Source organism: Acinetobacter sp. Colony158 (genome assembly GCF_019264745.1).
GTDB lineage: Bacteria > Pseudomonadota > Gammaproteobacteria > Pseudomonadales > Moraxellaceae > Acinetobacter > Acinetobacter ursingii.
This window is the reverse complement of record NZ_CP078523.1, coordinates 2,851,031-2,858,277: the sequence shown is the minus strand read 5'-3', so window position 1 is coordinate 2,858,277 and position 7,247 is coordinate 2,851,031. Positions and strand designations below refer to the sequence as shown.

Genomic DNA, 7,247 nt, shown 5'->3' with positions numbered 1-7,247 from the left:
GGTTCAATCTGACAGGTGATGGCAATATCTTTGACAGCAATAAAGTACATGGCAATCGTATCGGTATCGCGATCCGTTCTGAAAAAGATGCCAATGCACGTACGACTTTGACCAAAAACCAGATTTGGGATAACGGCAAAGACATTAAACGTTGTGAAGCAGGGGGTTCCTGTGTTCCGAATCAGCGTCTTGGTGCGATCGTTTTTGGCGTTCCTGCACTTGAACACGAAGGCTTTGTTGGTTCGCGTGGTGGCGGTGTGGTGATTGAGCCCGCAAAACTACAAAAAACCTGTACGCAGCCGAATCAACAAAACTGTAATGCTATTCCAAATCAGGGCATTCAGGCACCTAAACTTACGCTCAATAAAAAACAGTTGAGCATTGAAGTTAAAGGAACACCAAACCAGCGTTATCACGTTGAATTTTTTGGAAATCGCAATGCTTCTTCATCTGAGGCTGAGCAATATCTGGGTTCAATGGTGGTAATGACAAATGCACAAGGTGTTGCAAAAGCTAACTGGACACCAAAAACGGTAATGCCTTCTATTACAGCCAATGTCACGGATCATTTGGGTGCAACATCTGAATTAAGTCCTGCGGTTCAGCTCAAATAACAAAATTAAGGATAAAGCGGTGTCTTCGCTTTGAAGACACCCAGATTAGAAAGGAAAGAATATGCATCATTTTTTTAAATTGGGTTTGATTTCAACAGCAGTATTAAGCAGTCAGATTGCACTGGCGAATGAGTTTTGGTCGCAAGATCGCCAATGGTTATTGGGGGATTGGGGCGGTGAACGTCAGCAACTCGAAAACAAAGGTTATAAATTTACAGCGTCGATTATGAGTCAGGCTGCGACCAATCTTGATGGTGGTTACAATGACAGTAATACCCTTGAAAATGCGGGGCAGCTTACTTTAGGTGCAAATTTTGATTTAAATAAAATTGCGGGTTGGGAAGATACGACTGCGGCGATCATGATTACCAAACGTGACGGGAATGCCTTAACACTTGAGCGCATTAAAGATCCACGTTCAAGCGCCTTAGGGAATAGTCAGGAAATTTACGGACGCGGAAAAATCTGGCGCTTAACTCAGGCATGGATCAAAAAAGGTTTTGATGACAATACCGTTCAAGTCAAAATTGGTCGTATGGGCATGTCAGATGATTTCAACAGCTCACAATGCGAATTTCAAAATCTTTTACTTTGTGGTGGGCAGCTTGGAAAATCGATTGGTTCGATCTGGTACAACTGGCCAGTGGGACTTTGGGGCGCAAATGTAAAATACCAATTTGCACCTGAATGGACGTTGGGTCTGGGTGTATATGAGGTCAATCCTGATAATGTCAAAACCCAATCAAATAGCGATGGCTTTAATCTTGATATGAATAATGTCAAAGGTGCAACCATTCCAGTGGAATTAGCATGGAAACCTAAACTTCGTGCATTTAACGGTTTGCCAGGCGAATACAAGATAGGGGCTTTGTACTCAACCGCAGATGCCAATGATGTGGGTACAGCAGGTAAAGAGTATAGTGGCAAGCACAGCTTCTGGATTAATACACAACAGCAGTTAACTCAGCGTGAAAATGATCCAAAACGTGGCTTATTTTTGAGCTTTAATGGTGTCCTCAACGATAAAGCGACAACAACGGTACAAAGTACCCAGCAAATTGCTGTTTGGTACAAAGGTGTTTTCGATAGCCGTCCAAACGATTCGATTGGTTTTGGTTTAGCCAACTATTTGGTGAATGATCGTGCCCGTGATCGTCAAATCGCAACTAACGAAAGTCGTGGCTATTATGAATATGATGCATTTGCAACCAACTATATTCCAATTCAACGTGACGAACTCAATGTTGAACTAAATTATACCTACCAATGGTCGCCAGCCGTAATGCTACGCCCAAATATCCAATATATCCATCAACCTGCGGGTGTCAAAGAGGTCGATGATGCGTGGGTTGCAGGTTTAACTATGCGTTTAAATTTCTAACAATATCGAGATTTTAATAAAAAATATTGATTAAAATATAAGCATGATATTGTTGGATTTAAGCATTATTCGAACAGCTAAAGTGGCAAAAACCACTTTAGCTGAATGTGTTTATACATAACAGTGACGATCTGAGGTTGTTCGCAGATTTTCATTGTTATGATAAGTGGAGAAAGATGTATGTCTGACCCTCAAGCAAAATCTCACATCATATTGAAAATATGGTGTTTCATACTTGGGCTAGCTTTATTAATTACGGGCTTATTCTATATCATCGGCGGTGGCAAACTGATTAGCCTCGGTGGTTCATGGTACTTCCTGATCGCGGGTTTATTCACTACCGCATCAGCATTTTTTATCTTTAAGAAAAAAGCACTGGGCGTTTGGTTATTTGCGCTGGTCTTTATTGGAACTGTGATTTGGGCGTTGATTGATGCGGGATGGGAATTCTGGCCATTACATTCGCGTTTAATGTTCCCAGCAGGTCTATTTGCTGCTTTATTACTGACTTTACCTTCTATTCGTAAATATCAGTATCAAACTTCACTTTCTGTACCTGCCTATATTATTGGTGGTTTGACGGTTTTAGGCATGATCGGTGGTTTATACGGCATGTTTATTCCACATCCAACGGTGAAAGCATCTGGCGAAGAGTTACCACTTGTTCCTGTCGATCCAGCTAAAAAGCAGGTCAATTGGGATCATTATGGTAATGATGCAGGGGGCAGCCGTTTTGCAGCCTTAGATCAGATCAACCGAAATAATGTGTCCAAATTGAAAGAAGTTTGGCGCTTTCGCACCGGTGACTTTACTACGGGTACGGGAAATGGTGCTGAAGATCAATCGACACCGCTTCAGGTGGGCGATAAAGTATTCTTGTGTACACCACATAATAATATTTTTGCACTTGATGCCGATACAGGTAAGCAACTCTGGAAAGCTGAAGTGAATTCCAAAGCAGATGCTTGGGAGCGTTGCCGTGGTGTCGCTTATTTTGATTCGACACAACCATTGCTACAACCGACATTGGCAGGCGCCACGCCTGTTGCAAATGTAACAGCAAATACCGAATGTCCACGTCGTGTATATACCAATACGCCTGATGGTCGTTTAATTGCAGTCAATGCAGATACGGGTGAACGTTGTAAAGACTTCGGTGTTAATGGCACAGTCGATTTGTTACAAGGTTTAGGGGATGGCACGAAAGCCCCTCGTTTTGAAGTCACCTCTGCGCCGACCGTTGCAGGGTCTGTTTTAGTTATTGGTAGCCGGATTGCCGATAACGTTGCCGCAGATATGCCAGGTGGTGTTATTCGTGCATATGATGTCATTACAGGGCAATTACGTTGGGCATTTGATGCACGTAACCCAGATCCAAACTATGTATTAAAATCAGGTGAAACTTATAAACGTAGCTCTGCAAACTCTTGGGCTGCGATGTCGTATGATCCACAAATGAATACGGTGTTCTTGCCAATGGGAAGCTCATCTGTAGACGTTTGGGGGGGCAATCGTACTGCGCCAGATCATAAGTACAACACTTCTGTTTTAGCGCTTGATGCATCAACGGGTAAAGAGAAGTGGGTCTATCAGACAGTTCACAATGATCTTTGGGATTTTGACTTGCCAATGCAGCCAAGTCTGGTTGATTTCCCAATGAAAAATGGTACAACCAAGCCTGCTGTGGTTATTGGGACTAAGTCTGGTCAATTCTATGTACTTGATCGTGTTACCGGTCAACCGCTGACCAAAGTTGAAAATCAGCAAGTTAAAGTAGCGGATATTCCAAGTGAGCAATACAGCAAAGTGCAACCACGTTCAGTTGAAATGCCACAGATTGGTAATCAGACTCTAACTGAATCAGACATGTGGGGTGCTACACCATTTGATCAGTTGATGTGTCGTATTAGCTTTAAATCAATGCGTTACGATGGTCTATATACTGCACCGGGTACTGATATTTCATTGAGCTTTCCAGGTTCACTTGGTGGTATGAACTGGGGTTCAATTGCGTTTGATCCATCGCATCGTTATATGTTTGTCAATGACATGCGTTTAGGTCTGTGGATCCAACTGATCAAACAAACACCTGAAGATGTCAAAATTCAAGCTAGTGGTGGTGAAAAAGTGAATACCGGTATGGGTGCTGTGCCTATGGCGGGTACACCGTATAAAGTCAACAAAAACCGCTTTATGTCGGCTTTGGGTATTCCATGCCAAAAACCGCCATTTGGTACCATGACTGCAATTGACATGAAAACACGTCAAGTAGCGTGGCAAGTACCTTTGGGCACAATTCAGGATACTGGGCCAATGGGGATTAAAATGGGCTTAAAAGCGCCTATTGGTATGCCAACCATTGGTGGTCCAATGGCGACACAGGGTGGACTAGTTTTCTTCGCCGCAACCCAAGATTATTATTTACGTGCTTTTGATTCGTCAAATGGTAAAGAGCTCTGGAAAGCCCGCTTGCCAGTCGGTAGCCAAGGTACACCAATGAGCTATGTTTCACCTAAAACAGGAAAACAATACGTTGTGATTTCTGCGGGTGGTGCGCGTCAGTCTCCTGATCATGGTGACTATGTAGTAGCCTATGCTCTAGATAAATAAGTAAAAATTTATAAAAAGGGATTCGTCAGAATCCCTTTTTTGATTAAATAATATTTCTTAGTTCATTTGCGGTATTTCTAAGTAAAGGTAATACCTGATCAATCAAATAACTTTCCTGTACCCGATTAGTTTGTGACATACAATTCAGCGCAGCAATCGCTTTGCCTTGAGCATTCAAAACGGGAACAGCAATGGCAATCACCCCCAATTCATGTTCTTCCTTGGATAAACAATAATCTGAAAGTGAAATCTGCTTGAGTGTTTTTAAAAAAACAGATTCATCAATCATCGTATAAGGGGTTAAACGTTTCAAACCATAGCGTCGAATCCATTGAATCTGATCATCAAGAGTTAAAGTCGACAATAAAACCTTACCTGTAGAGGTTGCATGTGCAGGTAAACGATTGCCTAAATGCATCCCATAAGGACTAACACGTAAATTATCTTGCTGCGGTAAATAACTACGCGCGATCGGAACGACTTCATGATCATCCAGCACCACAATAGAAAAGGTGAGGGTAGTTTGTGCGCACAATAAGTTTAAAAATGATTGTGCCACTTTTGGAAGATGCGCAGAACTTAAATAAGAACTAGAAAAACGCAGTACACGATGAGTGAGCCAAAAATAATGCTCATCGGTTTCCAGATAGCCCAAAAACTTTAAGGTTTTAAGATAACGTCGCGCTGCGGTTCGGCTAATACCTGTGCGTTCTGCAACTTGAGTTACATTTAAGCGTTGACGATCGATTCCAAAAGCTTCAAGTAATGCCAAACCTTTGGCTAAACCTGCAATGTAATCTTCAGTTCTAATTTGTTCATTTGAATGCGGGTGATGAACTAATTCACTTTGTCTTTCCATAACAAAATTCCTAGTTTACAGCTTGGTTTTGTCCGCATAGCGGACAGTTATCATGGTATACGGATTCTAGTTCATTTGAAATATAGAGCTTAGGCATATAAGCACGTAATTTAATGAAAGGAAATCGCAAGGATGAAGTTATGGAAATCATGAAGACTAATGTGGCTATTATTGGTTCAGGCCCAGCAGGATTATTACTCGGTCAATTACTTTATAAAGCTGGAATTGATCACATCATCATTGAACAACGTAGTGCTGAATATGTTGCATCGCGGATTCGTGCTGGTATTTTGGAACAAGTTTCAGTCGATTTATTGAAACAGGCTGAGGTTGATCAAAATCTAAATCAAAAAGGTTTAGCGCATTCTGGCATAGAAATTTTAACTGATGGAAAAAAGCATCGTGTTGATTTATCAGCATTAACCAATGGTAAACAAGTCACAGTTTACGGTCAAACGGAAGTGACTAAAGACCTGATGCAAGCGCGTGAGCTAGCAGGTTTAACATCATTTTATGAATCAAATCATGTACAGATTTTTGATTTTTATGAAAAACCTAAAGTTAGCTTTGAGTCTCAAGGAAAAAGTTATCAAATTGAATGTGATTTTATTGCAGGTTGTGATGGCTATCATGGTGTATGTCGCGCCAGTATTCCACAAGATCAAATAAAGACATTTGAAAAAGTTTATCCATTTGGTTGGTTAGGAGTTTTGGCAGACGTACCACCAGTTGCAGATGAATTAATCTATGTACAATCTGAACGTGGATTTGCTTTGTGTAGTATGCGCTCAGAAACTCGAAGTCGCTATTATTTACAAGTTCCATTGACAGATAATGTAGAAAATTGGTCAGATGAACAGTTTTGGGACGAATTAAAAAATCGCCTTGATCCTGAAAGTCGTAAGCATTTGATTACGGGGCCATCAATTGAAAAAAGTATTGCGCCATTAAGAAGCTTTGTAACTGAACCAATGCGCTTTGGTCAGTTATTTTTGGCGGGTGACGCTGCCCATATTGTGCCGCCAACTGGTGCCAAAGGTTTAAATTTGGCTGCTTCAGATATCGCATATTTATCCAACGCACTTATTGAATATTATCAGAAGGGTTCTGACCAAGGCATTCTTGAATATTCTGAAAAATGTCTGAAACGTGTATGGAAAGCAGAGCGTTTTTCATGGTGGATGACACATTTGTTGCATCGCTTTGAAAATGAAAGTGAATTTGACCATAAAATAAAACAGGCAGAACTCAACTATATTTTAAGTTCAATTGCTGGGCAAACAACACTGGCTGAAAATTATGTGGGTTTGCCATATGAAATTAAAGCTTTTGGTGATTTTAAACAAGCAAGCTAAATCAATATGATATGGGAAAGTATTCAACATACTTTCTCATTGTTTATTTTTATATATGGAGTTAATGATGAAAAATTTTAATACAGTACCATTTGAACTCTTGAATCATAAAGTTACGTTTAGAGACCTGGCATTTGAACGACTTTTAAATAGCCTAGAGTTACCAATTGATTATCCAGAACATTTAAAAAGCTCAATTATTAAAGGTGTCGTTGAACACATAGATATATCATTTAACACTAAAATGGAAATGTCATGCAGTATTGTTGTTGACGATAATTTATATTCGATTTCGGAAATTGATCTTATGGGTATAGAGGAAATAAATTAAGCTGCTAATGGTTGTGAATTATAAAAATAAAACTATTTAAAAAACAAATATTTATATCAGATAACTTCGTATAATGAAGATTATGTTAAATAGAATA

At 40.3% G+C, this 7,247-nt stretch carries 5 protein-coding genes and 1 pseudogene; 5 read left to right on the top strand and 1 reads right to left on the bottom strand.

What is annotated here, in order from left to right; all coding sequences use genetic code 11:
- The 3 genes and pseudogenes from JR005_RS11700 to JR005_RS11690 form a co-directional block, all read left to right on the top strand.
- A pseudogene (locus JR005_RS11700) lies at positions 1-614 on the top strand (3-dehydroshikimate dehydratase); the annotation flags it as partial.
- Between the two features lie 61 nt (positions 615-675).
- Positions 676-1,995, top strand: a complete 1,320-nt coding sequence (locus JR005_RS11695) for a carbohydrate porin (RefSeq protein WP_004987721.1) — start codon at positions 676-678, stop codon at positions 1,993-1,995.
- A 180-nt stretch (positions 1,996-2,175) separates the two neighbouring features.
- Positions 2,176-4,605, top strand: a complete 2,430-nt coding sequence (locus tag JR005_RS11690) for a glucose/quinate/shikimate family membrane-bound PQQ-dependent dehydrogenase (protein WP_004987723.1) — start codon at positions 2,176-2,178, stop codon at positions 4,603-4,605.
- Positions 4,606-4,648: 43 nt separating this feature from the next.
- On the opposite strand, the gene pobR is transcribed toward JR005_RS11690, so the two are convergent.
- Positions 4,649-5,464, bottom strand: coding sequence for an IclR family transcriptional regulator PobR (pobR, locus tag JR005_RS11685; protein ID WP_004987725.1), 816 nt, complete (start codon positions 5,462-5,464; stop codon positions 4,649-4,651).
- A gap of 140 nt (positions 5,465-5,604) precedes the next feature.
- Between pobR and pobA the strand changes: the two genes are divergently transcribed.
- The gene (pobA, locus tag JR005_RS11680; RefSeq protein WP_218665113.1) at positions 5,605-6,819 is read left to right on the top strand and encodes a 4-hydroxybenzoate 3-monooxygenase; all 1,215 of its coding nucleotides are present in this window, start codon (positions 5,605-5,607) and stop codon (positions 6,817-6,819) included.
- Between the two features lie 64 nt (positions 6,820-6,883).
- Complete coding sequence (locus JR005_RS11675; protein ID WP_218665112.1) at positions 6,884-7,150, top strand: hypothetical protein; 267 nt, start codon at positions 6,884-6,886, stop codon at positions 7,148-7,150.
- Positions 7,151-7,247: the final 97 nt, after the last annotated feature.

Bases quoted from the DNA above. Each gene is read 5' to 3' on its own strand.
- JR005_RS11675 (WP_218665112.1), top strand. From the start codon at position 6,884: ATGATGAAAAATTTTAATACAGTACCATTTGAACTCTTGAATCATAAA.
- JR005_RS11690 (WP_004987723.1), top strand. From the start codon at position 2,176: ATGTCTGACCCTCAAGCAAAATCTCACATCATATTGAAAATATGGTGT.
- pobR (WP_004987725.1), bottom strand. From the start codon at position 5,464: ATGGAAAGACAAAGTGAATTAGTTCATCACCCGCATTCAAATGAACAA.
- JR005_RS11695 (WP_004987721.1), top strand. From the start codon at position 676: ATGCATCATTTTTTTAAATTGGGTTTGATTTCAACAGCAGTATTAAGC.
- pobA (WP_218665113.1), top strand. From the start codon at position 5,605: ATGGAAATCATGAAGACTAATGTGGCTATTATTGGTTCAGGCCCAGCA.